This window comes from Streptomyces sp. NPDC033136 (assembly GCF_055578235.1).
Window position 1 is genome coordinate 119,513 of record NZ_JBVIPD010000015.1, and the last position, 23,045, is coordinate 142,557.

20 protein-coding genes and 2 pseudogenes are annotated in these 23,045 nt (G+C 71.8%); 10 read left to right on the forward strand and 12 right to left on the reverse strand.

Annotated elements, in window-relative coordinates; all coding sequences use genetic code 11:
• Window positions 1-776: 776 nt before the first annotated feature.
• The 3 genes from ACZ5TL_RS25925 to ACZ5TL_RS25935 form a co-directional block, all read right to left on the reverse strand.
• Complete coding sequence (locus tag ACZ5TL_RS25925) at window positions 777-3,170, reverse strand: HAD-IC family P-type ATPase (protein WP_468592700.1); 2,394 nt, start codon at window positions 3,168-3,170, stop codon at window positions 777-779.
• A 133-nt stretch (window positions 3,171-3,303) separates the two neighbouring features.
• Complete coding sequence (locus ACZ5TL_RS25930) at window positions 3,304-4,149, reverse strand: class I SAM-dependent methyltransferase (protein WP_468592701.1); 846 nt, start codon at window positions 4,147-4,149, stop codon at window positions 3,304-3,306.
• A 123-nt stretch (window positions 4,150-4,272) separates the two neighbouring features.
• Complete coding sequence (locus tag ACZ5TL_RS25935) at window positions 4,273-4,551, reverse strand: DUF2530 domain-containing protein (RefSeq protein ID WP_468592702.1); 279 nt, start codon at window positions 4,549-4,551, stop codon at window positions 4,273-4,275.
• A gap of 118 nt (window positions 4,552-4,669) precedes the next feature.
• Here ACZ5TL_RS25935 and ACZ5TL_RS25940 point away from each other — a divergent pair, with 118 nt between their 5' ends.
• Window positions 4,670-6,121, forward strand: coding sequence for an NCS2 family permease (locus ACZ5TL_RS25940; RefSeq protein WP_468592703.1), 1,452 nt, complete (start codon window positions 4,670-4,672; stop codon window positions 6,119-6,121).
• 55 nt (window positions 6,122-6,176) lie between these two features.
• On the opposite strand, the gene ACZ5TL_RS25945 is transcribed toward ACZ5TL_RS25940, so the two are convergent.
• Window positions 6,177-6,359, reverse strand: coding sequence for a ribbon-helix-helix protein, CopG family (locus ACZ5TL_RS25945; protein WP_468592704.1), 183 nt, complete (start codon window positions 6,357-6,359; stop codon window positions 6,177-6,179).
• 155 nt (window positions 6,360-6,514) lie between these two features.
• Here ACZ5TL_RS25945 and ACZ5TL_RS25950 point away from each other — a divergent pair, with 155 nt between their 5' ends.
• The 4 genes and pseudogenes from ACZ5TL_RS25950 (at window position 6,515) to ACZ5TL_RS25965 (ending at window position 8,842) form a co-directional block, all read left to right on the forward strand.
• On the forward strand, window positions 6,515-6,952 hold the full coding sequence (locus ACZ5TL_RS25950) for a MarR family winged helix-turn-helix transcriptional regulator (protein WP_468592705.1): 438 nt from the start codon (window positions 6,515-6,517) through the stop codon (window positions 6,950-6,952).
• 27 nt (window positions 6,953-6,979) lie between these two features.
• A pseudogene (locus tag ACZ5TL_RS25955) lies at window positions 6,980-7,147 on the forward strand (MFS transporter); the annotation flags it as partial.
• Between the two features lie 3 nt (window positions 7,148-7,150).
• A pseudogene (locus ACZ5TL_RS25960) lies at window positions 7,151-7,441 on the forward strand (MarR family winged helix-turn-helix transcriptional regulator); the annotation flags it as partial.
• A 27-nt stretch (window positions 7,442-7,468) separates the two neighbouring features.
• The gene (locus ACZ5TL_RS25965; protein WP_468592706.1) at window positions 7,469-8,842 is read left to right on the forward strand and encodes an MFS transporter; all 1,374 of its coding nucleotides are present in this window, start codon (window positions 7,469-7,471) and stop codon (window positions 8,840-8,842) included.
• Window positions 8,843-8,848: 6 nt separating this feature from the next.
• Here ACZ5TL_RS25965 and ACZ5TL_RS25970 read toward each other — a convergent pair whose 3' ends face one another.
• Complete coding sequence (locus ACZ5TL_RS25970; protein WP_468592707.1) at window positions 8,849-9,436, reverse strand: Uma2 family endonuclease; 588 nt, start codon at window positions 9,434-9,436, stop codon at window positions 8,849-8,851.
• Between the two features lie 102 nt (window positions 9,437-9,538).
• Window positions 9,539-9,664 (reverse strand): hypothetical protein, encoded by a 126-nt coding sequence (locus ACZ5TL_RS25975; RefSeq protein ID WP_468592709.1) that lies wholly within the window; start codon window positions 9,662-9,664, stop codon window positions 9,539-9,541.
• A gap of 25 nt (window positions 9,665-9,689) precedes the next feature.
• Here ACZ5TL_RS25975 and thpR point away from each other — a divergent pair, with 25 nt between their 5' ends.
• The gene (gene thpR, locus ACZ5TL_RS25980; protein ID WP_468592710.1) at window positions 9,690-10,262 is read left to right on the forward strand and encodes an RNA 2',3'-cyclic phosphodiesterase; all 573 of its coding nucleotides are present in this window, start codon (window positions 9,690-9,692) and stop codon (window positions 10,260-10,262) included.
• A gap of 255 nt (window positions 10,263-10,517) precedes the next feature.
• Here thpR and ACZ5TL_RS25985 read toward each other — a convergent pair whose 3' ends face one another.
• Both ACZ5TL_RS25985 and ACZ5TL_RS25990 read right to left on the reverse strand, forming a co-directional pair.
• Complete coding sequence (locus ACZ5TL_RS25985) at window positions 10,518-11,510, reverse strand: aldo/keto reductase (protein ID WP_468592711.1); 993 nt, start codon at window positions 11,508-11,510, stop codon at window positions 10,518-10,520.
• Between the two features lie 80 nt (window positions 11,511-11,590).
• Window positions 11,591-12,265: an SGNH/GDSL hydrolase family protein gene (locus tag ACZ5TL_RS25990; RefSeq protein WP_468592712.1), complete on the reverse strand. Its 675-nt coding sequence runs from the start codon at window positions 12,263-12,265 to the stop codon at window positions 11,591-11,593.
• A gap of 160 nt (window positions 12,266-12,425) precedes the next feature.
• On the opposite strand from ACZ5TL_RS25990, the gene ACZ5TL_RS25995 reads away from it, so the two are divergent.
• Window positions 12,426-13,400 (forward strand): thiol-disulfide oxidoreductase DCC family protein, encoded by a 975-nt coding sequence (locus tag ACZ5TL_RS25995; protein ID WP_468592713.1) that lies wholly within the window; start codon window positions 12,426-12,428, stop codon window positions 13,398-13,400.
• Between the two features lie 104 nt (window positions 13,401-13,504).
• Here ACZ5TL_RS25995 and ACZ5TL_RS26000 read toward each other — a convergent pair whose 3' ends face one another.
• The 3 genes from ACZ5TL_RS26000 to ACZ5TL_RS26010 all read right to left on the reverse strand — a co-directional run bounded on the left by ACZ5TL_RS26000 (window position 13,505) and on the right by ACZ5TL_RS26010 (window position 16,966).
• Entirely contained in the window at window positions 13,505-15,043 is a 1,539-nt protein-coding gene (locus ACZ5TL_RS26000; RefSeq protein WP_468592714.1) for a cellulase family glycosylhydrolase, read from the reverse strand.
• A 133-nt stretch (window positions 15,044-15,176) separates the two neighbouring features.
• A complete protein-coding gene (locus ACZ5TL_RS26005; protein ID WP_468592716.1) occupies window positions 15,177-15,998 on the reverse strand; it encodes an ABC transporter permease in 822 nt (273 codons plus the stop codon).
• Window positions 15,995-16,966 (reverse strand): ATP-binding cassette domain-containing protein, encoded by a 972-nt coding sequence (locus ACZ5TL_RS26010; protein WP_468592717.1) that lies wholly within the window; start codon window positions 16,964-16,966, stop codon window positions 15,995-15,997. The genes ACZ5TL_RS26005 and ACZ5TL_RS26010 overlap by 4 nt, the downstream gene beginning before the upstream one ends.
• Before the next feature lie 110 nt (window positions 16,967-17,076).
• On the opposite strand from ACZ5TL_RS26010, the gene ACZ5TL_RS26015 reads away from it, so the two are divergent.
• Entirely contained in the window at window positions 17,077-17,865 is a 789-nt protein-coding gene (locus ACZ5TL_RS26015) for a TetR/AcrR family transcriptional regulator (protein WP_468592719.1), read from the forward strand.
• A gap of 54 nt (window positions 17,866-17,919) precedes the next feature.
• Window positions 17,920-18,576: a formylglycine-generating enzyme family protein gene (locus ACZ5TL_RS26020; protein ID WP_468592787.1), complete on the forward strand. Its 657-nt coding sequence runs from the start codon at window positions 17,920-17,922 to the stop codon at window positions 18,574-18,576.
• Between the two features lie 200 nt (window positions 18,577-18,776).
• Here ACZ5TL_RS26020 and serC read toward each other — a convergent pair whose 3' ends face one another.
• Complete coding sequence (gene serC / locus ACZ5TL_RS26025) at window positions 18,777-19,895, reverse strand: phosphoserine transaminase (RefSeq protein ID WP_468592720.1); 1,119 nt, start codon at window positions 19,893-19,895, stop codon at window positions 18,777-18,779.
• Between the two features lie 138 nt (window positions 19,896-20,033).
• Here serC and ACZ5TL_RS26030 point away from each other — a divergent pair, with 138 nt between their 5' ends.
• Entirely contained in the window at window positions 20,034-22,961 is a 2,928-nt protein-coding gene (locus ACZ5TL_RS26030; RefSeq protein ID WP_468592721.1) for an FAD-binding and (Fe-S)-binding domain-containing protein, read from the forward strand.
• Window positions 22,962-23,045 lie beyond the last annotated feature (84 nt).

Genomic DNA, 23,045 nt, shown 5'->3' on the forward strand with positions numbered 1-23,045 from the left:
GCTCGAAGGCGGCAAAGCGCAGCGACGACGGCCGCGCAAGATCGCCGCGAGCCATTGTTCGCGCCACCACAAGCCATGCACAGGGTTGTACGGGATCGTGCGAAGGCCGTGATCAGACCGCTACGGACATCACCCGTCGGTCAGGAGGGCCGGGCCGACCGTCACTCCTCTTCCGGCAAGCTCCCTCAGCCGCTCGATCCCACCGGCGTCCCGAACCCCGCGCTCGGGCAGCACAGACATGCCGCCCGCCGAGTCATCGGCCGGCCACAGGGCGGAGCCTCAGCGTCGGCTCCGTATCTCCTCCGTGGCCCGGCACATCTCTTCGGCCAACCGTGTCAGGACCGCCTGGAGCGGAGCGTCATCAGGAGCCGTCTGAGCTGCCGCGCGTCGGCGGCGGCTTCGAGGTCGTGGCAGAGTTCCGCCGCGCGGGCGGCTCCCACGGTCGCGCAGCGCTGGTCGCTCGGAGCCGGGGATCGGGGAGGACGGCGTCGGCGAGCGACCCTCCCTCGTCGATACGGCCAGGTCGAACGGCGACTGATCCGCGGCCGCGGCCCGTAGTGCCGCTGCGGCGTCCGGCGCCTCCTCCACGACCAGACCGGCGCGTGCTCCACGACGTCCGCCATGCCGTCCACACCCTGGGAGGGGAGCCCGCCCCGCCCGCCCCGCGAACACCCGGAATTCAGCGCCCCGCCGCTCGTCGCCGGCCAGCCCCCGGTCGTGGCCGCGGTCGCGGCCCGGCGGACTTTCCGACGCTCGATTCGCCACAGCGGAACCGCCTAAGCGGGGAAGCGGCGGTCCACCCACCTCCACAGGAGTTCCAGGGTGGCCGACGCCACCACCGCGATGCCGACCGCGATCCACGGCATCGTCATCCCGACCAGCTTGAGCGCGAAGAAGTGCTGGAGCCACGGCACGACCAGGACCAGCAGGAACGCCCCGGCCATCGAGGCCACCAGGGCGATACGCCACCAGGTGTAGGGGCGGGCGATGATCGCCAGGACCCACATCGAGATGAGGAACAGCGTGAGCGTCGCGGCGCTGGTCTCCGCGTCCAGCGCGCCCGCGCCCGTGTAGTGCTCCCGGGCGGCGATGTACGTCGCGAAGGTCGCCACCGCGGCCACGACCCCGCCCGGGATCGCGTACCGCATGACCCGCCGGACGAAGTTCGGCTTCGCCCGCTCCTTGTTCGGCGCGAGCGCGAGGAAGAACGCCGGGACGCCGATGGTCAGCGTCGACAGCAGGGTCAGATGGCGCGGCAGGAACGGGTACTCCACCTGCGAGCAGACCACCAGGACGGCCAGCAGCACCGAGTAGACCGTCTTGACCAGGAACAGGGTCGCCACGCGCGTGATGTTGCCGATGACCCGGCGGCCCTCGGCCACCACCGACGGCAGCGTCGCGAAGCTGTTGTTCAGCAGCACGATCTGCGCGACCGCCCGGGTCGCCTCCGAGCCGGAGCCCATCGCGACGCCGATGTCGGCGTCCTTCAGGGCGAGGACGTCGTTCACCCCGTCGCCGGTCATCGCGACCGTGTGCCCGCGGGACTGCAGCGCGCCCACCATGGTCCGCTTCTGCTGCGGGGTGACCCGCCCGAACACCGTGCCGCCGTCGAGGGCCTCGGCCATCCCGTCCTGGTCGGCGGGCAGCCGCCGCGCGTCCACGGTGGTCCCGGACAGCCCCAGTTTGGCGGCGACCGCCCCGACCGACACCGCGTTGTCCCCGGAGATGACCTTGGCCCGCACGTTCTGGTCGGCGAAGTAGCGCAGCGTGTCGGCGGCGTCCGGCCGCAGCCGCTGCTCCAGCACGACCAGGGCGGTGGGCTTCGCTCCCGCGGCCACCTCGGGGTCACCGAGGTCGCGGTCGACCCGGACGAGCAGCAGCACCCGCAGGCCCCGCTCGTTCAGCCGCCCGGTCTCGGCGAGGGCCGGATCGTCGTCGGGCAGCAGCACATCGGGCGCGCCCAGCAGCCACCTGCCGGTCTGCCCGTCGCCCTCGCTGAACGCGGCCCCGCTGTACTTGCGCGCCGAGGAGAAGGGCAGCGCCTCGGTACAGCGCCAGTCCCGGACGGCCGGGTAGGCGTCGATGATCGCCTTCAGGGAGGCGTTCGGCCGCGGGTCCGACTTCCCGAGGGCGCCGAGCACCTCGCGTACGTACGTCTCGTCGGCGCCCTGGAGGGGCCGCAGCTCGGTGACGTCCATGCCGCCCTCGGTGAGGGTGCCGGTCTTGTCGAGGCAGACGGTGTCGACCCGGGCCAGCCCCTCGATCGCGGGCAGTTCCTGCACCAGGCACTGCTTGCGGCCCAGGCGGATCACGCCGACGGCGAAGGCGATCGAGGTGAGGAGGACCAGGCCCTCCGGGACCATGGGGACGATGCCGCCGACCGTGCGGGCCACGGAGTCGTCGAAGGCGTTCTCCTTCACGAGCAGCTGGCTGATGATCAGGCCGATCGCGGTCGGGACCATCATCCAGGTGACGTACTTGAGGATCGTGGAGATGCCCGACCGCAGCTCGGACTGGACGAGGGTGAACCGGGAGGCCTCCTCGGCGAGCTGCGCGGCGTACGCCTCGCGCCCGACCTTCGTGGCCTGGAAGGCCCCGCCGCCGGCGACCACGAAGCTGCCGGACATCACCTGGTCACCGGGCCGTTTGACGACCGGGTCGGCCTCGCCGGTGAGGAGCGACTCGTCGATCTCCAGCCCGTCGGCCTCGACACAGACACCGTCGACGACGACCTTGTCCCCGGGCCCGATCTCGATCAGGTCGTCGAGCACGATCCCGGACGTGCTGATCTGCCCGGCGGCCCCGTCCCGGCGCACGGTCGGCCGCACCTCGCCGATCAGCGCGAGCGAGTCCAGCGTCTTCTTCGCCCGCCACTCCTGGACGATCCCGATGCCGGTGTTGGCGAGGATCACGAAACCGAACAGGCTGTCCTGGATCGGCGCGACGACCAGCATGATCAGCCACAGCACACCGATGATCGCGTTGAAGCGGGTGAAGACGTTCGCGCGGACGATGTCGACCACGGACCGGCTGCTGCGCACCGGCACGTCGTTGACCTGGCCGCGCTCCACCCGTTCGGCGACCTGAGCACTGGTCAGGCCGGTCTCGCGGGAGGTGACCGTCGCCGGCCGCGCGGAGTCGGTCAGGGCAGCCGCGTCGAGATGCGTCATGCCTTCGACGGTACGGGCGGAAGTGCAGGTTCACCTGCCGGCCACGGGGAGGATCCGACCTGGGAAGGACGGAGTTCATGCCCTGGTCGTACGGCAGTCGCACGCCGTCCGACCGGGGTGCCGGCGCCCGGCGTCAGCCCGCCCGGCGGGCGGTGAACAGCAGGTACTCCCACTCCAGGACGGTCCCGCCCGAGCCGGTCCCGAGACCGCCGTCCTCGGCGAGGGCCGTCAGGTCGCGGTCCAGGGCGGCGGCGCGGCCGGGCTCGCCGGCGATGTTCTTGTAGACGGTGATGGCCGGGCCGTAGCGCTCCTTGAAGTAGTCGCGGAACGCCTCGGGCGTCTCGAAGCGGTCGACCCTGACGGTCCGGCGCTCGGCGCGCACGTCGGTGACCCGGTCGCCGAGGAGTGCGCGCACATGGTCCTCGTCCCCCCACAGCGGGGGCGGCTGGGCGCCCGGCGGGGGCGGCGGGGCGTACGGCTTCATCGCGGCGAACATCCGGCCGATGAAGCCCTGGGGCGTCCAGCTCAGCAGCCCGATGGTGCCGCCCGGCCGGCAGACGCGGACGAGTTCGCCGGCGGCCTGCTGGTGGTGCGGGGCGAACATGACGCCCAGGCAGGACAGCACGGTGTCGAACTCCGCGTCACCGAAGGGCAGGGCCTCGGCGTCGGCCTCCTGCCAGCTGAGGGCGGCGCCCTGTTCCTCCGCCTCGCGCCGGCCTGCGTCGAGCAGCTCGGGGGTCAGGTCGGAGGCGACCACGTCCGCGCCGGCCAGGGCGGCCGGGATCGCGGCGTTGCCGGTGCCCGCGCCCACGTCCAGCACCCGCTGGCCGGAGCCCACCCCGCACGCCTCGACCAGGACCGCCCCCAGCCCGGGGATGACCTCGGCGGCCAGGGACGGGTAGTCGCCCTGGGCCCACATCGCCCGGTGCTTCGCCTTCAGCGCCCGGTCCGCCTCGGCCGGGCTGTTCCGTGTCGTCATGGCCGCACTCCTCACCGGTCGGGCGGCGGTCGCACGCCGACGGTTCCCGGGTGTTTCGCCGCCTCCTTCGAGCGTAGGGAGGGGGCGGGGGAGTGTCTCGCGGGGGAGAGGGCGGGGACGTGCCTACTCGGCCGGCGGCGCCGCCGTCACGTCCGGCCGGGCCGCCGCCCGCTTGAGCGCGGCGTCGCGCCGGCGGACGTACCAGATGCCGATCAGGCCGAGCCCGCCACCGGCCAGGCAGGTCCACACCCACCAGGTGTGGCCGTGGTCGTCGAACCAGCCGTAGAAGGGGAGCTGGACCAGGAAGAGGACGAACCACGCAATCGTGCCGCCGGTGATGGTGGCGACCACGGGGCCCTCCAGGGGCTCCGGCGCCTCGTGTCGGGGGGTCCACTTCGCCATGGGGACAGCTTACGAGGCGATCAGGTCTACGCGCGGAGATGTGCGATCGGGGCCTTATATGTTCATACTGAAACGGTTTGTGTCTGACCGCTTCTCTTCGTAGGAACCACCAATCACAGTGTCCTCCTCGGCTCCCGCCAAAGTACCCGCCCCTGATCAGCCGGGAGCCGGGCCCACGTACGGCGCACTCGACCGCTTCTTCCGGATCTCCGAGCGGGGCAGCACGCTGTCCCGCGAGGTCCGGGGCGGCCTCGCCACCTTCTTCGCGATGGCCTACATCATCGTGCTGAACCCGATCATCCTCGGCAGCGCGAAGGACATGTACGGTCACCAGCTCGACAACGGGCAGCTGGTCACCGCGACGGCCCTGACCGCGGCGTTCACCACCCTCCTCATGGGTGTCATCGGCAACGTGCCGATCGCGCTGGCCGCGGGACTCGGTGTGAACTCGGTCGTCGCCCTCCAGCTCGCCCCGCGCATGTCCTGGCCGGACGCGATGGGCATGGTGGTCCTGGCCGGGTTCGTCGTCATGCTGCTGGTCGCCACGGGCCTGCGCGAGCGCGTCATGAACGCCGTGCCCCACGGGCTGCGCAAGGCCATCTCCATCGGTATCGGCCTGTTCATCATGCTGATCGGGCTCGTCGACGCCGGCTTCGTCTCCCGCATCCCGGACGTCGCCCGGACGACCGTGCCGCTGCAGCTCGGCGGCGACGGCCACCTCAACGGCTGGCCGGTGCTCGTCTTCGTCCTGGGCGTCCTGCTGACCCTCGCGCTGATCGTGCGCAAGGTCTCGGGCGCGATCCTGATCTCGATCGTCGCCATGACGGCCCTCGCGGTGGTCATCAACGCGGTGGCCACGGTGCCGAGCTGGGGCCTGACCACGCCCAGGTGGCCCGGCAACCCGGTCGCCAGTCCCGACTTCGGGCTGATCGGGCAGGTCAGCCTGTTCGGCGGGTTCGCCAAGGTCGGCGTGCTGACCGGGGTGCTGTTCGTCTTCACCGTGCTGCTGTCGTGCTTCTTCGACGCGATGGGCACGATCATGGGCGTCTCCGACGAGGCGAAGCTGACCGACGGCGAGGGGCAGATGCCCGGCATCAACAAGGTGCTGCTCGTCGACGGTCTCGCGGTCGCTGCCGGTGGCGCCAGCTCCTCCTCCGCGACGACCGCCTTCGTCGAGTCCACGGCCGGGGTCGGCGAGGGCGCCCGGACCGGCCTCGCCAACGTCGTCACCGGCGGCCTCTTCGCCGTGGCCCTGTTCCTGACGCCGGTCGCCACGATGGTGCCGTCCCAGGCGGCCACCCCGGCCCTGGTCGTGGTCGGCTTCCTGATCCTGGCCGGGTCGGTGAAGGAGATCGACTGGGCGGACTACACGATCGCCGTCCCGGCCTTCGTGACGATGCTGATGATGCCGTTCACCTACTCGATCACCAACGGCATCGGCATGGGCTTCATCACCTTCGTGGTGCTGCGGCTCGCGGCCGGGCGGGGCCGCGAGGTGCCCTCGGCGATGTACGCGGTGGCTGCGGTGTTCGCGTTCTACTACCTGATGCCGGCGCTGGGTCTGACCTGACCGGACCCTCACCTTCCCTGACCCGACCTGGCCTGAGCGGATCCGGGGCGCGTGCTCAGGTGACCCCGTAGAACCTCTCCGTCTCCTCGACGGCGGTCTGGAACCGCTCGTCGAAGTCATCCCGAATGAGCGTCCGGACGACGTAGTCCTGGACGCTCATTCCCCTTTTCGCGGCATGGTGCCGGAGCCGTTCGAGCAGGTCGTGGTCTATTCGCAGGCTGAGCACACTGGTCCCCATGACCATGAGGGTCGCGGCAGCCTTCGGTGCGGTGTGTCGCGTTCCGCCGCCGTATCACCCATATGAGTGATGTCACGGTTCAGTGGCGGGCGTCACGGACCTTCCGCCGCACCTCGACTGGTACTTAGTCAGAGTAATGAGTTACGCTAAAGAACATGTCGGACCTCAGCCATGGCGACGACGTAGCCGCCGTGAACTCCCTCCGCTCCGCCGTGATGCGACTGTCCCGACGGCTCAAGCACCAACGGGTCGACGAGTCGCTCAGCCCCACCGAGATGTCGGTGCTGGGCACCCTGTCCCTGTGCGGCCGGGCCACCCCGGGCGAACTCGCCCGCAAGGAGCACGTCCAGCCACCGTCGATGACCCGCATCGTCGCACTGCTGGAGGCCAAGGGGCTGGTCCGGCTGGAGCCGCACCCCGAGGACCGGCGCCAGAAGGTCGTGACGCGCACCGAGCAGGCCGAGGCGATGCTCGAGGAGAGCCGCGCCAAGCGGAACGCGTTCCTGGCCACGCTGGTGGAGAACCTCGACGAGGACGAGTGGGCGAAACTCCGCGCCGCCGCCCCCGTGCTGGAGAAGCTGGCGCATCTGTGAGCCGTACGTCGCAAGGAGGCGAAATCTTTGAGTTCGGGACCCGGAGCAGCTTCCGCCCCCGTACCTGATCCCCACGACTCCCCGCCCACCCCCGATACCCGCGATACCCGCCCGCGCAAGTCCTCGATGTTCTCCTCCCTGAAGGTGAGGAACTACCGCCTGTTCTTCATGGGACAGGTCGTCTCCAACATCGGCCTGTGCGGCCGGGCCACCCCGGGCGAACTCGCCCGCAAGGAGCACGTCCAGCCACCGTCGATGACCCGCATCGTCGCACTGCTGGAGGCCAAGGGGCTGGTCCGGCTGGAGCCGCACCCCGAGGACCGGCGCCAGAAGGTCGTGACGCGCACCGAGCAGGCCGAGGCGATGCTCGAGGAGAGCCGCGCCAAGCGGAACGCGTTCCTGGCCACGCTGGTGGAGAACCTCGACGAGGACGAGTGGGCGAAACTCCGCGCCGCCGCCCCCGTGCTGGAGAAGCTGGCGCATCTGTGAGCCGTACGTCGCAAGGAGGCGAAATCTTTGAGTTCGGGACCCGGAGCAGCTTCCGCCCCCGTACCTGATCCCCACGACTCCCCGCCCACCCCCGATACCCGCGATACCCGCCCGCGCAAGTCCTCGATGTTCTCCTCCCTGAAGGTGAGGAACTACCGCCTGTTCTTCATGGGACAGGTCGTCTCCAACATCGGCACGTGGATGCAGCGCATCGCCCAGGACTGGCTGGTGCTGAGCCTCACCGGCTCCTCGACGGCCGTCGGCATCACGACGGCACTCCAGTTCCTGCCGATGCTCCTCTTCGGCCTCTACGGCGGTGTCCTCGTCGACCGGTTGCCCAAGCGGCCCACCCTGCTCGTCACCCAGTCGGCGATGGCCCTCACGGCCCTCGCCCTCGCCGTCGCCGTCCTCACCGGCCAGGTCCAGGTGTGGCACGTGTACGTCGCCGCCTTCGCCGTCGGCCTCGCGACCGTCGTCGACAACCCGGCCCGCCAGTCCTTCGTCTCCGAGCTGGTCGGTCCCGGCCAGCTGCAGAACGCGGTCAGCCTGAACTCGGCGAACTTCCAGTCCGCCCGCCTCGTCGGCCCCGCCGTCGCGGGCCTGCTGATCACCGGCGTCGGCACCGGCTACGCCTTCCTCTTCAACGGCCTGTCCTTCATCGCCCCGCTCACCGGCCTGCTGCTGATGCGCGCCCGCGAGCTGCACGTCGTCGAGCGCGCCCCCCGGGGCAAGGGACAGCTGCGGGAGGGGCTGCGCTACGTCACCGCCCGGCCCGAGCTGATCTGGCCGATCGTCCTGGTCGGCTTCGTCGGCACGTTCGCCTTCAACTTCCCCGTCTACCTCTCGGCCTTCGCGGACGACGTGTTCCACGCGGGCGCCGGGGCGTACAGCATGTTCAACACGCTGATGGCGGTCGGCTCGGTCGCGGGCGCGCTGCTCGCCGCACGGCGGGGCACCGCCCGGCTGCGACTGCTGATCGTGGCGGCCATGGCCTTCGGCGCGCTGGAGATCCTGGCGGCCACCACCCCGGCCCTGTGGATGTTCGCACTGCTCATGGTCCCGCTGGGCCTGTTCGGCATGACGGTGAACGTCACGACCAACACCAGCATCCAGATGTCCACCGACCCGGCCATGCGCGGCCGTGTCATGGCCCTCTACATGATGGTCTTCCTCGGCGGCTCCCCGGTCGGTGCCCCGATCGTCGGCTGGATCACCGACACCTACGGCGCGCGGGTCGGCCTCGCGGCCGGCGGCGCGGTGGCGGCCACCGCCGCGGCCGTGATCGGCCTGATCCTCGCGAGGGTCGGCAACCTCCGCCTGTCCGTCGGCTGGCACCACGGCCACCCCAGGGTCCGGTTCGTCCCCCGGGAACAGCGGGAGGACCTGGCCCCGGCGGCGTAGCGGAACTCAGTCGCGGGGAAACTCACCGGTCCCCAGGACGAGCCCGACGACCGTGCCGGTCAGGTCGACCTCGTCCCCGAAGTCGAGACTCAGCTCTCCCCGGTACTCGCCGTCCTTGGGCCGGGTGTGCAGGTGCCAGCGGCCGGTGTACGGATCCACGATCAGGTACACAGGCACGCCGGCCTCGGCGTAGGCGTCCTTCTTGGGGCCGTAGTCGTTCGCGGCGGTCTTCCTGGAGATCACCTCGGCGACGAACTCGACGTCCTGGTACCGCCACAGGCCCTTCGCGTCCTTGGCCGCGCCCTCCGCCATCACCGTGACGTCGGAGGCGAAGCCGTTGAGATGCCCCGGGTAGTCGACGCGGACGTCGGACTTCACGCGCTTGCGCGGGTACTTGGCGCGCAGCTGGTCATAGATGTCCGCGATGATGTCCCAGTGGGTGTCCCACTGAGGCGCCATGAAGATGTTCCCCCCGACGATCTCGACCTTGTAACCCTCGGGGACGGGCATCGTCTCCACCCACTCGAACATCATGTCGAGGGTGAGTTCGCCGCTGCTCTCGGCCATCTCGGTCCTGTCTGCAAGGACGGTCATCGTGGCGCTCCTCCCCGGCCGCTCCCCGTGAATGGCTCGGCCGCGCAGTACAACGATACGCACGGTGACCGGGACCCGCCCGGGTCCGAAGCCCCGGCGGGGCTACACCCTCCGGGCCAGCAGCTGCCCGGGCCAGCCGTGCTCGCCGACCGTGAAGGTCTCGGTCCGGGTGAAGCCGCCCGCCTCGTAGTAGCGGACGAGTTTGCCGTCCCTGAGGGTGATCTCCATGGCCTCATGGTGCCAGGCTGGCCTCATGAGACTCTTCGCCGCCGTGCTGCCCCCTGACGAGGTGATCCGCGAACTCGCTGCCGTGGTGGACGAGTTGCGCAAGCTGCCCGCGGCGGACGGGCTGCGGTGGACCGGGCGGGCCGGGTGGCACTTCACCCTCGCCTTCTACGGGGAGGTCGACGACGGGCTCCTGCCCGAGCTGTCGGCCCGGCTGGAGCGGGCGGCCCGCCGTACCGATCCCTTTCCGCTCACCGTGCGCGGCGGCGGCCGGTTCGGGCAGGGGCGGGCCCTGTGGGCCGGGGCCGACGGGGACCTGGCGGCCCTGCGGCTGCTCGCCGAGCGGGCCGAGGCGGCGGCGCGGAAGGCGGGGGTGTCCATGGGGGAGCACCGGCGGTACAAGCCGCACCTCACCGTGGCCCGCAGCCGGGAGGCGGTCGAGGTGCGGGCGTACCTGGAGGCGCTCGACGCGTTCGTGAGCCGGACCTGGACCGTGCGGGAACTGACGCTGGTGCGGAGCAGTCTGCCGACGTCGGGGATCGCCGGCGAGCAGCCCCGGTACGAGGCGGTCGGCCGCTGGGCGCTCGGCGGCGCCGGTTAGGCTCGGTGGCGTGGACCCGAAAACCCGCAACCGGATCATGGCCGGTGTGCTTGTGCTGATGTTCCTCGTCGTCGCCTTGGCTTCCGTGCTCGGCAGGTAGGGGGCGGGGGACTGCCCGCTGCCTTCCGGCTCCCGGCCGGTGAGGGCCGGCCGGGCAGTCCCCGCGCCCCGTCAGCGCGTCGCCCTCACGGCGTCACCAGGTGAACCGGCCGGGCAGTCCCCGCGCCCCTTCAGGGCATCGCCCTCACGGCGGCGTCACCAGGCGAAGGCCTCCGGCGACGGGCCCGGCCCCGGGAAGATCTCGTCCAGGCCCGTCAGGAGCTCCTCGGACAGTTCCAGCTCGGCCGCGCGGACCGCGGAGGCGAGCTGCTCGGCCGTGCGCGGCCCGACGATCGGGCCGGTCACGCCGGGGCGGGTGAGCAGCCAGGCCAGGGCGGCCTCGCCGGGCTCGACGCCGTGCTTGTCGAGCAGGTCCTCGTAGGACTCGATCCGCGCGCGGGTGCCGGCGTCGGCGAGCGCGTCGGCCGCGCGGCCGGAGACGCGGCGGCGGCCCTCGGCCTCCTTCTTGATCACCCCGCCCAGCAGACCGCCGTGCAGCGGCGACCACGGGATGACCCCGAGGCCGTACTCCCGCGCGGCCGGGATGACCTCCATCTCGGCGCGCCGCTCGGCGAGGTTGTACAGGCACTGCTCGCTGACCAGCCCGATGGTCCCGCCCCGCCGGGCGGCGGTCTCGTTGGCCTGGGCGATCTTGTAGCCGGGGAAGTTCGACGACCCGGCGTAAAGGATCTTGCCCTGCTGGACCAGGACGTCGATCGCCTGCCAGATCTCCTCGAAGGGGGTGGCCCGGTCGATGTGGTGGAACTGGTAGACGTCGATGTGGTCGGTCTGGAGCCGCTTGAGGCTGGCGTCCACGGCCCGGCGGATGTTGAGCGCGGAGAGTTTGTCGTGGTTGGGCCAGGCCGGGCCGTCGGCGCCCATGTTGCCGTAGACCTTCGTGGCGAGGACGACCTTGTCGCGCCGCCCTCCGCCCTGGGCGAACCAGGTGCCGATGATGCTTTCGGTGCGGCCCTTGTTCTCGCCCCACCCATAGACGTTGGCCGTGTCGACGAAGTTGATGCCCTCGTCCAGCGCCGCGTCCATGATGGCGTGGCTGTCGGCCTCGTCGGTCTGCGGGCCGAAGTTCATGGTGCCGAGGACGAGCCGGCTGACCTTGAGTCCCGTGCGTCCGAGCTGCGTGTACTTCATGGTGTCCAAGCCAACGTCTTGAAGTGCGCTCCAGGCAAGCACGTTCGCGCGCGGGACCCGGCCCGGTCGGCCGGGGAGAGCTACTCCTCGTAGCGGCCGCCCAGGTCCCAGCCCTGGTGCATCGCCTCCGCGAAGGCCGCCGCGATCTTGTGCTCGCCGTGGGCGTTGGGATGGGTGCCGTCGTAGGTGTCGGCGGAGACGTCGTACGAGGGCGGGGGCGAGGCCAGCAGGACGGGGGAGCCGGGCTCGTCGAGGTCGGCGGCCGTCTTCGCCAGCAGTTCGTTGAAGCGGATGACCTCGGTGGCGAAGGCCGCGTCCGTCTCGGCCCGCACGTTCGGCGTCACCGGCAGCCACACCATCCCCACCCGCCGGTTCGCCGCCCGCGCCTCGGCCGTGAAGGCCCGGACGTTCTCGGCGGTCTGCTCCGCGTTGGTGTAGAAGCCCAGATCGATCAGGCCGAGGGAGACCAGGAGCACGTCCGCGCGGTACGACCGCACCGCCTCGCCGATCAGCGGCGCCATGTGCTGCCAGCCCTCGCCCCAGCCGGCCAGGTGGGCGCGCGGGAAGTCCGGTTCGGCGTAGGCGTACGACGTCGGGGCCTCGGCGAGCTTGTCGTAGAGCGTCTCGCGGGGGCCGACGAGGGTGAAGGGGCCGCCGTAGGAACGGCACAGGTGCTGCCACAGCCGGTAACGCCACGTGTGTTCGCCCGTGCTTCCGATCGTCATGGAGTCACCGACGGGCATGAACCTGAGCATCCGCTCATCATGGACGATCAGCGCGCCGGACGGGGTGTGAGCCGGGCCACGCGGGCCTCGGGGGCACCGGCCGTGATCCGCCCCTCCGATCAACCCCTCCGATCAACCCCTCCGATCAACCCCTCCGGTGAACCGCCCGGCGGGATGGCACGCTTGGGGCATGCGCAGACCGTTCGCTCTCCTCGCCGCGGCCCTCCTCGTGGGCGCCCTCGCCGTGCCCGCCTCCGCCGCCGACGGGGACGAGGGGTTCACGATCCGGGATCCGCGCATCACCGAGTCCAGCGGCCTCGCGGCCTCGCGTCAGCACCCCGGCGTCTACTGGACGCACAACGACAGCGACGACGGGGCGTACCTCTACGCCGTCGACAGCGCCACGGGCGAGACGGTGGCCACGGTAACCATGACCGGCGTGGGCAGCCCGCGCGACGTCGAGGCCATCTCCATCGGGCCGGACGACCAGATCTACGTCGGCGACATCGGCGACAACCTCGGCGGCACGTGGCCGTACGTCTGGATCTACCGGCTGCCCGAGCCGGAGAACCTGCGCGACCGGACGATCCGGGCCACGCAGTACGTCGTGAAGTACTCCGACGGCGCGCGGGACGCCGAGTCCCTCGTCGTGCACCCGAAGACCGGCCGGGTCTACCTCGTCGACAAGAACGAGAAGGGCGGGCACCTGTACGAGGGCCCGGCCCGGCTCTCCTCCTCCGGCTCGAACGTCTTCCGGCCGATCGCGGCCGTCCCCGACCTGGAGGCCACCGACGCCACGCTCTCCCCGGACGGCGAACACCTCGTCGTACGCAGTTACTTCGGCTCGATCGCGTACGACTGGAACGGCGGGAGGATCAAACGGAAGGAACGGCTCGGCGTGCCGTTCCTCGGGCAGGGGGAGTCCGTCACCTACACCGCCGACGGGAAGAAGCTCATGTACGGCGCCGAGGGGGCCGAAAGCCCGGTGGAGCCGCAGGACGCGCCGGGGGGCGGCGGGTCGGACTCGGCCTCCGGGAGCGGGGGTTCGGCGTCGCCGGACGGTGGCGGTGAGGGGCTGAGCGGCACTGTCAAGACGGGCGCCGTCGTCGCCGCTGTCACCCTGGTCGCCTTGTTCGGTCTGCGGGGGCTCAGGCGGCGGAGGTAGGGCCGGAACCGCTGGCGGTGCCGGCGGCGAGTTCGCATGCGCCGGCCGTTCGGACGCCCGACCGGGGGTGCCCGGCCGTGACCGAGCACCCCCTCGCCCCGCCGTCACGCAGCCGTGCAGCTCACCCCCGGCACACCCCCGCCCCCGGGCGCGCCCCCGAACCCGAAGCTTGCCGAACCGCCCACCGCGACAGTGCCGTTGTGTGCGGCGTTCACGGCCGTGACGCTCGTGCCGCTCTGCGTGTGGGACGCGTTCCACATGGTGGTGACCTTCTGGGAGCCGCTCCACGTCCAGGTAACCTTCCAGGACTTCAGCGCGACGGTGCCCGTGTTGGTCACCTTCACCTCGGCGTTGAAGCCGCCGCCCCAGTCGCTGCCGACGGTGTAGGCGGCGGTGCAGGTGGGCGTGCCGTCGCCGGGGTCGCCGGGGTCGCCTGGGTCTCCGGGGTCGCCCGGGTCGGGTCCGGGGCCGCCCGGCTCGAAGCCCGGGGCCTTGATGGGCGCCAGGTAGGCGTCCTTGGCCATGTCCACGGTCTGCCAGTCGTCCTTGAGGATGCCGCCGGTGTCACCTGAGTTGGGGTTCCAGGACCAGAACGTCCAGTGGAAGCTGTCGGCGCCGTACGCCGACGTCGAGCGCAGGTACTTCACCAGCTCGGACAGCCACTTCTGGTCCACCGCCGGCTGGAGCGTCGTACCGAACTCGCCGAGCCAGACCGGCGCGATGTTCTGCTTGAAGACGTAGCCCCAGTACTTGTCCCAGATCCCGGGCAGGTTGGCGGGGAAGGACGGGTCCGAGAACCAGGGCTGCTGGGCCACCGAGGTCGCGTAGTCGTGGGCCGAGTACACCAGCCGGTTCGGGACGTCGAGCTGGACCGGGTGCTGGGCGACGCCCATGAGGTTGCCGCCCCACCACCCGTTCACGCCGTCGTACGACTGCACGCCCTCGACCATGATCAGCAGCTCGGGGTTGACCGACAGCACCGCGTTGCCCGCGCGCTGGGCGGCCAGGCGCCAGTCGCGGGCGGTATCGCCGCAGCCCCAGCAGGCCGGGTCGCGGGGCTCGTTGTGCAGGTCGATGCCGATCACGGTGGAGTCGCCCTTGTAACGGGCCGCCAGGGACCTGAGGTTGGCGATCCACGTCGACTCGGGGACCGAGGAGGTGTACCAGAGCGCCGACTGCCCGGCCGCGTCCGGGCGGTGCCGGTCCAGGACGATCTTCAGGCCGGCCCGACCCGCGTAGGCCACGATCCGGTCCAGGACCTGGAGCGAGGTCAGGCCGCGCAGGTCGGTGTTCTTGCCGTCGTGGCTGATGCTGTCGGGCATGGTGCCGGACTTGAGGATGTCGTCGCTGTAAGGCATCCGGATGGTGTTGTAGCCCAGCGACTTCATCTGGTCGATCATGCTCTTGTAGTCGCGGGCCCACAGGCCGTGGACGACGTGGTTGGCGGTCTCGAAGCCGAACCAGTTGACGCCGGCGATACGGACCGGCTGTCCGGCCGCGTCCAGGATCTGACGGCCGTTGGTGTGCCAGTAGCCGGCGCCGGCGGCCTTCGTGTCCATGTCGGCGTGGGCCGACTGCACACCCGCCAGCGGTAACAGGAGCGCCGCGGCGACACACAGCGCTCTGCGCAGAGTGCGGAACATGGGGCTGCTTCCTCTCGGGGGGAGGCGCGGCACCCGGAACTGTGTGGGAGCGCTCCCACAGTGCCGTGCACCTCCCAGAGAACCGACGCACCATGAGCACGTCAAGGCTCCGGGAGGTGTGCGCCCCCGCGCGCTAGCGGCTGAGCTTCTGGAACCGCCGTACCGCCAGCGGCAGGAAGACGGCCGTCAGGATCACCGGCCACACCCCGGCCATCAGCAGCGCGTGCTGCTCGATCCAGGAGTCGCCGCCCCCGACGGGCGTGCCGAACAGCTCGCGGGCCGCAGCCGCCGTGGAGGAGATCGGGTTCCAGGCCGCGACCCAGCCCAGCCAGTCGGGCATGTCCTGCGGCGCGACGAAGATGCTGGAGATCATCGTCAGCGGGAAGGCGACCGCGAACAGACCGCCCGCCGCCTCCGGGTTGGGGACGATCAGGCCGACCCACACCCCGAGCCAGGTCAGCGCGAACCGCAGCCACAGCAGCAGCCCGAAGGCGGCGAGGAAGCCGAGGCCCCCGTCCGGCCGCCAGCCCATGGCGACCGCGGTGAGCATCATGATCGCCAACTCGGCGCAGGCGACGAGCAGATCGGTGACACCGCGCCCGGCCACCACGGCGGAGGAGGCCATCGGCATGGACCGGAAGCGGTCGATGACACCCTTGGTGGAGTCGTGGACCACGAGGGTCGCCGTGTTGATGAAGCCGAACGCCATGGTCATCACGAACATGCCCGGCATCAGGAAGTCCTTGTAGTCCCCGCCGCCCGGCACCGTCATCGCACTGCCGAAGACATAGCCGTAGAGCAGCACGGACAGGATCGGGAAGCCCAGCTGCCAGGCGATGTTGACGGGCTGGCGCCGGTAGTGGGTCAGGCCGCGGCGGACGATGTTCCAGCAGTCGGCGAGCAGCCAGTACGCGCGGCCCCGGTCGCTCCGCGTGGTCAGGTCGAGGGTGGTCACGCCGCCGTCTCCTTGCCTTCCGTGCTGTCCGTGCGGTGTCCGGTCAGGCGCAGGAACACGTCGTCGAGGCTCGGCCTGCGCAGCCCGATGTCCTCGACACGGACTCCCTCGTCCTGGAGGGTCCGGGCCACCTCGGTGAGGGCCGTGACCCGGTCGGTGACCGGGGCGTGCACCCGCAACTCGTGCTCGTCCGTCTCGGGTTCGCCGTCCGTGACCCGGGCGACGACCTTCACCACCCGCGGGATCTCGGACCGTTCGGCGACCACGACCTCGATCCGGTCGCCGCCGACCAGGTTCTTCAGCCCGTCCGGGGTGTCGTCGGCGATGGTCCGGCCCTGGTCGATGACGGTGATGTGCGAGGCGAGCTTGTCGGCCTCCTCCAGGTACTGGGTGGTCAGCAGCACGGTCGTGCCGCCCGCCACCAGCGTCCGGACGGAGTCCCAGACCTCCCCCCGGCTGCGGGGGTCGAGACCGGTCGTCGGCTCGTCGAGGAAGAGGACCGCCGGGGCGAGGATCATCGAGGCGGCGAGGTCGAGGCGGCGCCGCATGCCGCCGCTGTACTCGCCGACGCCCCGGTCGGCGGCGTCGGTCAGGTCGAACTGCTCCAGCAGGTCGGTCGCCCTGCGCTTCGCACGCCTGCCGCCCAGGTGGAACAGGCGGCCGAACATCTCCAGGTTCTGCCGGCCGGTGAGCACCTCGTCCACCGCCGCGTACTGGCCGGTGAGTCCGATCCGGGCCCGCACCTCACGCGCCTGCCGGGCCACGTCCAGCCCGGCGACCGTCGCGCTGCCCCCGTCCAGCCGGATCAGCGTGGACAGGATGCGGACGGCGGTGGTCTTGCCCGCGCCGTTCGGCCCGAGCAGGCCGTGCACCGTGCCCTCGCGTACCGCGAGGTCGAAACCGTCGAGGGCGCGCTTCTCGCCGTACCGCTTCTCCAGCGCCTCGGCCCGCACCGCGTATCCGTCCATGCCGTCCCTCCCGTGCCTGTGCCGTGACCGGCATCCCCGAACTGAGTACACCGTACCCGATTGCGCGTACGTCGTACCCAGTTTTTGTGCGGGGTCCTAAGCTGGGCTTCATGACGAGCGGTACGAGTGGCACGGGCGGCACGGAGACCAGCGGCAGCGGTGACATCGCCCGCACCCTCGAACTGCTGTGGGACACCGGCAGGCGCCCCAGTCGCGGCCCGAAGCCGGCCCTGACCCTGGACCGGATCGTGGAAGCGGCCGTCCAGGTGGCGGACGCCGAAGGGCTGGAGGGGCTCTCCATGCGCCGGGTCGCCGCCGAACTCGGCACCGGCACGATGTCGCTGTACCGGTACGTCCCCGGCAAGGGAGAACTGCTCGACCTCATGCTGGACCGGGTCCAGCGCCCCTCCGGCGACCCGGCCGGCCTCGGCGACGGCGGCTGGCGCGCGGCCCTGGAGGCACTGGCCCGCGAGACCCTCGCCCTCTACCGCCGCCACCCCTGGCTGCTCCAGGTCAACCAGTCCCGCCCGATCCTCGGCCCGAGCGCCCTCGACGGCATGGAGAAGGTGCTGACCCGGATCCGTCCGATGGGGCTGAGTGACCCCGAACTGGTCTCCGCGATCATCATGGTCGACGGGTACGTCGTAGGGGCCGCGCGTTCGCAGCTGTACGAGCAGGAGGCGGAGCGCCGGACGGGCCTGACGGACGCCGAGTTCTGGCAGGCGCAGGTGCCGATGCTGGAACAGGCCATGGCGTCGGGCCGTTACCCGGTCATGGCCTCGCTCTCCGAGGACGCCTTCGGCGGGGAGTTCGACCACTTCGAGTTCGGATTGCAGCGGATCCTGGACGGGTTGGAGGTTCTCGTGGCGGCACGCCACCACGACTCCCCGGATGCCTGAACCCCGTTTCGGATAAGGTCACTTGCCATGCGCGCGGGAGCTCTGGAAGACGCGATGGCCGCCGTCCCGTCCGGACAGGTGACCCTGTCGGACCGGCGGACGCGGCGCAGCTGGCCGGTCGAGGTCGCGGCGTTCCGCCTCTCGGCGGTCCCGGTCACGCAGGCCTGGTACGCCGAGGTCACCGGCCACTGGCCGAGCGCGGCCCGGGGCGACCGGCTGCCGGTGGAGGGCGTCTCGTGGTGGGACGCGGTCCGGTTCTGCAACGCCCTGTCGTGCCGCGAGGGGCTGGCCCCCGCGTACGACCTGCGGTCCGACGCCGGGACGGCCGACTGGGACGGCACCGCCGACGGCTACCGGCTGCCGACCGAGGCCGAGTGGGAACACGCCTGCCGCGCCGGCACCACCGGCCCGCGCTACGGCCCGCTCGACGACATCGCCTGGTACCGGGACACCGCCGACGGGCGCGTCCACGCCGTGGGCGGCAGACAGCCCAACGCCTGGGGCCTGTACGACATGCTGGGCAACGTCTGGGACTGGTGCTGGGACCTCTACGACGCCGAGGTCTACGGCAGCTACCGGGTGCTCCGCGGCGGCGGCTGGTCGGACGAGCACTGGAGCTGCCGGGCCTCGGTGCGGCGCCGGAGTCATCCGACGTTCCGGATCGACGACGTGGGGTTCCGCGTGGCGCGCTCGGCCCCGGGTGACACGTAGCTCCCGGACGTAGCTCCCGGGCGGGAATCCGGCGTTGTCGGCCGCGGTGCCGGGACCTTCCGGCGCGGGGCGGCAAAGGACTGCGAAGAGGGCAGCCCGGCGCGGCTGTCGAGGTGTTCGCCGGGGGCACGCGGCGGCCCGGGCACGAGCGAGGGCGCCCCGCACTCGCGGAGCGCCCTCGGTCACGTACGCGAGAAGGGTCAGAGCTTGTCGATCACGTAGTCGACGCACTTGGTGAGCGCCTCGACGTCCGCCGGGTCGATCGCGGGGAACATCGCCACGCGCAGCTGGTTGCGGCCGAGCTTGCGGTAGGGCTCGGTGTCGACGATGCCGTTGGCGCGCAGGACCTTGGCGACGGCGGCGGCGTCGACCTCGTCCGTGAAGTCGATCGTGCCGATGACCTGCGAGCGCTTGGCCGGGTCGGTGACGAACGGGTTCGCGAACTTGACGTCCTCGGCCCAGCCGTACAGCGTCCGCGCGGAGGTGGCGGTGCGGCGGACCGACCAGTCCAGGCCGCCCTGGCCGTTGATCCACTCCAGCTGCTGGTTCAGCAGGAAGAGGGTGGCGAGGGCCGGGGTGTTGTACGTCTGGTTCTTGCGGGAGTTGTCGATCGCCGTGGGGAGGCTGAAGAACTCCGGGACGTGGCGGCCGGAGGCGTGGACGCGCTCGGCGCGCTCGATCGCGGCCGGGGAGAAGACGCCGATCCACAGGCCGCCGTCGGAGGCGAAGGACTTCTGCGGGGCGAAGTAGTAGACGTCGGTCTCGCTGACGTCGACGGGCAGGCCGCCGGCGCCGGAGGTGGCGTCCACGAGCACCAGGGCGCCCTCGTCGGCACCGGCCACGCGTTTGATCGGCATGGCGACACCGGTCGAGGTCTCGTTGTGGGTGAACGCGTAGACGTCCACGCCCGCCTCGGCGACCGGCTCGGGGTGCGTGCCCGGGTCGACGGAGATGACGTCCGGCTCGGCCAGCCACGGGGCGAGCTTGGCGGCCTTGGCGAACTTGGAGGAGAACTCGCCGAAGCTGAGGTGCTGCGACTTGTTCTCGATCAGGCCGTGTGTCGCGACGTCCCAGAAGGCGGTGGAGCCGCCGTTGCCGAGGACCACCTCGTAGCCGTCGGGGAGCTGGAACAGCTCGGAGATGCCCTCGCGTACCTGGCCGACCAGGTTCTTGACGGGGGCCTGGCGGTGGGAGGTGCCCATGAGGGAGGTGCCGGTCGCGGCGAGGGCGTCCAGCGCCTCCGTCCGCACCTTGGAGGGACCCGCGCCGAAACGTCCGTCCGCGGGCTTGATGTCAGAGGGAATCCGGATCTCAGCCACGGAGGGGAGCGTAGTCGTTTCCCGAAACGCGGGCGAAACGTCGTCCGTCGGATGAGACGGGGCGTGGACGGCGGTTCCCCGGCTTCGGCGGCTCCGGAACGACCCGTCACGGTCGGTGGCCGCGTGCATGCTGGAGGCATGACGGATTTTCTGCCGGGCGCGGATCCTGCGGCTCTCGAGGGCGAGTTGCGGGCGGCCGTCCGGGGCGAGGTCGGGTTCGACGTCACCTCCCGGGCGCTGGTCACCATGGACGCGTCCAACTACCGGAGGGTCCCCCGCGGGGTCGTCGCCCCCGTTGACGCCGACGACGTGGCCGCCGTGCTGGCCGTCTGCCGGGAGCACGGCGTGCCCGTCGTCGCCCGCGGCGCGGGCACGTCCATCGCGGGGCAGGCCACCGGCACCGGTGTCGTCCTGGACTTCACCCGGCACATGAACCAGCTGGTCAGCCTGGACCCCGAGGCCCGTACGGCCGTGGTGCAGCCGGGGCTGGTGCTCGACCGTCTCCAGGACGCCGCCGCCCCGCACGGGCTCCGCTTCGGCCCCGACCCCTCCACCCACAGCCGGTGCACGCTCGGCGGCATGATCGGCAACAACTCGTGCGGCTCGCACTCGGTGGCGTGGGGGACGACCGCGGACAGTGTGCGGGAGCTGGACGTGGTCACCGCGCGCGGCGTGCGGTCGCGGCTCGGGCACGACTGGGCCGGCGCGCCGGACGGCCTGCGGGAGCTGGTGGACGGCGAACTGGCCCGGTTGCGCACCGGCTTCCCGGACCTGCCGCGCCGCATCTCCGGATACGCGCTGGACGCACTGCTGCCCGAGCGGGGCGCCGACGTGGCCCGCTCCTTCTGCGGCTCGGAGGGCACGCTCGGCGTGCTGACGGAGGCGGTCGTACGACTGGTCGAGGCACCACGCGCGCGTGCCCTCGCGGTGCTTGCGTACGCCGACGAGAGCGCGGCGGCGGAGGCGGCCGCGGGGCTGCTGCCGCTCGGCCCGCTGACGGTGGAGGGCATGGCGGCGGACCTGGTGCCGTCGACGGCCGCGCTGCCGCGGGGCGGGGCCTGGCTGTTCGTGGAGACCGGCGGGGAGTCGGCGGCGCAGGCACGCGCGCGTGCGGAGGCGATCGTGCGGGCGGCCGATGTGGTGGACGCGCTGGTCGTCACGGACCCGGCGGGGCAGCGTGCGCTGTGGCGGATCAGGGAGGACGCGAGCGGCACGGCGACCAGGATGCCGGACGGGAGTGAGGCCTGGCCGGGGTGGGAGGACTGCGCGGTGCCGCCCGCCCGGCTCGGGGCGTATCTGCGGGACTTCCGCGCTCTGCTGGCGGCGCACGGGCTGCGCGGCACGCCGTACGGGCACTTCGGGGACGGCTGTATCCACGTCCGTATCGACTTCGACCTGCGGACGGCGGCCGGAGTCGCCCGCTTCCGCCGCTTCTCGGAGGAGCTCGCGGAGCTGGTCGTGGCGCACGGGGGTTCGCTGTCCGGGGAGCACGGGGACGGGCAGGCGCGGGCGGAACTGCTGCCGAGGATGTACGGCCCGGAGATGGTGGGCCTGTTCGAGCGCGTGAAGGGCGTGTGGGACCCGGACGATCTGCTCAACCCCGGGATGCTGGTCCGCCCCGCGCCCCTGGACGCCGGCCTCCGCTTCTCCGTCCTGCCCCGCGAACCGGTCGACGTCGCCTTCGGCTACCCCTCCGACGGCGGTGACTTCTCGGCGGCCGTGCGGCGCTGCGTGGGCGTCGCCAAGTGCCGTACGGCGTCGGTGTCCGGCTCCGCCGTCATGTGCCCGTCCTTCCGGGCGACCGGTGCGGAGGAGCACTCCACGCGCGGGCGGGCCCGGCTGCTGCACGAGATGCTCGCCGGTGAGGTGGTGACCGACGGCTGGCGCTCGACCGAGGTACGGGACGCGCTCGACCTGTGCCTGTCCTGCAAGGGCTGCCGCTCGGACTGCCCGGTCGAGGTCGACATGGCCGCGTACAAGGCGGAGTTCCTCCACCACCACTACGCCGGGCGGCGCCGGCCGGCCGCGCATTACACGATGGGGTGGCTACCGGTCTGGCTCCGGGCGGTCTCGCGTACGCGCACGGCGTGGCTGGTCAACGCGCTGTCGGGGCTGCGGCCCTTCGCGTGGGCGGCCAGGCGGCTGGGCGGGGTCGCCCCGGAGCGGGGGATCCCGCGCATGGCGCGGCGGACGTTCAGCCGGTGGTGGGAGCGGCGCCGGGGGGAGGGGGCTGCCGCCGGGCGCGGCGATCTCGTCGTGCTGTGGCCCGACACCTTCACCGAGCACCTCTCGCCCTCCGTCGGACAGGCCGCCGTGCGGGTCCTGGAGGCGGCCGGGCTGCGGGTGGCGTTGCCGCCGACCGTGCGTCTGGCGAAGCCGCCCGTCGGCGACGGCAGGACGGTCGCGCTCGACCCGCTGTCCCTGCTGCGGGGCCGCGGCCGGGTCTGCTGCGGCCTGACGTACGTGTCGACGGGGCAGCTGGACCGTGCCCGGGCGGTCATGCGCCGCACGCTCGACCTGATGGAGCCGGTGCTGGAGACCGACGCCCCGGTCGTCGTCCTGGAGCCGAGCTGCGCCGCCGCGCTCCGCACGGACGTCCCCGAGCTGCTGCACGACGACCCGCGCGCGGCCCGCCTCGCCGCCAGGGTCCTCACCTTCGCCGAGGCCCTGGAACGCCACGCCCCCGACTGGACACCGCCCCGCGTGGACCGCCCGGTGGCCGGCCAGACCCACTGCCACCAGCACGCGGTGCTGGGCGACGCGGCCGACCGCCGGCTGCGTCAAGCCGCTCTGCTCTCCGGCGAACTGAGCGGCGGCTGCTGCGGCCTCGCGGGAAACTTCGGTTTCGAGAAGGGCCACTACGACGTGTCCACCGCATGCGCGGAGGACCAGCTCCTGCCCTCGGTACGGGACGCCCCCGACGGCACGGTGGTCCTGGCGGACGGCTTCTCCTGCCGCACGCAGCTGGAGCAGCTGGCGGGGGTGCGGGGGAGGCACCTGGCGGAGGTGCTGGCGGCGGCGCTGGACGGGGACCGGGCACCACACCACCGGCGCGGCGACACGTGAGGCGTTCGGGCCACGGGACGGGCGGACCCGAGTGTCTGAGCCGGGGGAGGGACACAGCCGCTCCTAGGCTCGCGGGACCAGCCA

What these genes read in the sequence shown, in the direction of transcription:
- ACZ5TL_RS25925 (WP_468592700.1), bottom strand. Translation starts at nt 3,170, where the DNA reads ATGACGCATCTCGACGCGGCTGCCCTGACCGACTCCGCGCGGCCGGCG.
- ACZ5TL_RS25930 (WP_468592701.1), bottom strand. Translation starts at nt 4,149, where the DNA reads ATGACGACACGGAACAGCCCGGCCGAGGCGGACCGGGCGCTGAAGGCG.
- ACZ5TL_RS25935 (WP_468592702.1), bottom strand. Translation starts at nt 4,551, where the DNA reads ATGGCGAAGTGGACCCCCCGACACGAGGCGCCGGAGCCCCTGGAGGGC.
- ACZ5TL_RS25945 (WP_468592704.1), bottom strand. Translation starts at nt 6,359, where the DNA reads ATGGGGACCAGTGTGCTCAGCCTGCGAATAGACCACGACCTGCTCGAA.
- ACZ5TL_RS25950 (WP_468592705.1), top strand. Translation starts at nt 6,515, where the DNA reads ATGTCGGACCTCAGCCATGGCGACGACGTAGCCGCCGTGAACTCCCTC.
- ACZ5TL_RS25970 (WP_468592707.1), bottom strand. Translation starts at nt 9,436, where the DNA reads ATGACCGTCCTTGCAGACAGGACCGAGATGGCCGAGAGCAGCGGCGAA.
- ACZ5TL_RS25975 (WP_468592709.1), bottom strand. Translation starts at nt 9,664, where the DNA reads ATGGAGATCACCCTCAGGGACGGCAAACTCGTCCGCTACTACGAGGCG.
- thpR (WP_468592710.1), top strand. Translation starts at nt 9,690, where the DNA reads ATGAGACTCTTCGCCGCCGTGCTGCCCCCTGACGAGGTGATCCGCGAA.
- ACZ5TL_RS25985 (WP_468592711.1), bottom strand. Translation starts at nt 11,510, where the DNA reads ATGAAGTACACGCAGCTCGGACGCACGGGACTCAAGGTCAGCCGGCTC.
- ACZ5TL_RS25990 (WP_468592712.1), bottom strand. Translation starts at nt 12,265, where the DNA reads ATGCTCAGGTTCATGCCCGTCGGTGACTCCATGACGATCGGAAGCACG.
- ACZ5TL_RS25995 (WP_468592713.1), top strand. Translation starts at nt 12,426, where the DNA reads ATGCGCAGACCGTTCGCTCTCCTCGCCGCGGCCCTCCTCGTGGGCGCC.
- ACZ5TL_RS26000 (WP_468592714.1), bottom strand. Translation starts at nt 15,043, where the DNA reads ATGTTCCGCACTCTGCGCAGAGCGCTGTGTGTCGCCGCGGCGCTCCTG.
- ACZ5TL_RS26010 (WP_468592717.1), bottom strand. Translation starts at nt 16,966, where the DNA reads ATGGACGGATACGCGGTGCGGGCCGAGGCGCTGGAGAAGCGGTACGGC.
- ACZ5TL_RS26015 (WP_468592719.1), top strand. Translation starts at nt 17,077, where the DNA reads ATGACGAGCGGTACGAGTGGCACGGGCGGCACGGAGACCAGCGGCAGC.
- ACZ5TL_RS26020 (WP_468592787.1), top strand. Translation starts at nt 17,920, where the DNA reads ATGGCCGCCGTCCCGTCCGGACAGGTGACCCTGTCGGACCGGCGGACG.
- ACZ5TL_RS26030 (WP_468592721.1), top strand. Translation starts at nt 20,034, where the DNA reads ATGACGGATTTTCTGCCGGGCGCGGATCCTGCGGCTCTCGAGGGCGAG.